A 562-nucleotide genomic window follows, 5' to 3' on the forward strand; every position below is an offset into this window, starting at 1 on the left:
AAGTTGAGATTTTTGAGAGACTCTCACATTGTTTAAGCGATAAACAATGTGCGTTGTTTTCAATTTTCAGCTTGTTCCAGATTGTTAAAGAGCATAATTATTCGCAATAGACTAGTTGACTAATCTATTCTGAATAATCAGAAAAATTTATGGTGGAGCTAAGCGGGATCGAACCGCTGACCTCCTGCGTGCAAGGCAGGCGCTCTCCCAGCTGAGCTATAGCCCCATAAAGGTATTTTTCGGTATCGATGAATCTCTTTATAAGATTTTCTTATTCGAGGTCTTTTTTCTTAGGCAAGGCGTGGATTAGCGAAGTTTACTTTTGGGTAAACGAGCTGAGCCATAACGCAGCATAAGAGAAAAGTGGTAGGCCTGAGTGGACTTGAACCACCGACCTCACCCTTATCAGGGGTGCGCTCTAACCACCTGAGCTACAAGCCTATCGATACCGCTACTCTATTTCATCAGACAATCTGTGTGAGCACTTCACAAAAACACTTCAATGGTAAGGAGGTGATCCAACCGCAGGTTCCCCTACGGTTACCTTGTTACGACTTCACCC

General features: G+C 43.6%; 2 tRNA genes and 1 rRNA gene. All 3 read right to left on the reverse strand.

Going from position 1 to position 562, the window contains the following annotated elements:
• Nucleotides 1-150: 150 nt before the first annotated feature.
• Nucleotides 151-226: transfer RNA gene (locus G6Q48_RS21990), tRNA-Ala, on the reverse strand.
• Nucleotides 227-364: 138 nt separating this feature from the next.
• A tRNA-Ile gene (locus G6Q48_RS21995) sits at nucleotides 365-441 on the reverse strand.
• Between the two features lie 65 nt (nucleotides 442-506).
• A 16S ribosomal RNA gene (locus G6Q48_RS22125) occupies nucleotides 507-562 on the reverse strand; the annotation flags it as partial.

Origin of the sequence: Providencia sp. M-27 (assembly GCF_011077905.1) — a bacterium.
GTDB classification, from domain to species: domain Bacteria; phylum Pseudomonadota; class Gammaproteobacteria; order Enterobacterales; family Enterobacteriaceae; genus Providencia; species Providencia huaxiensis.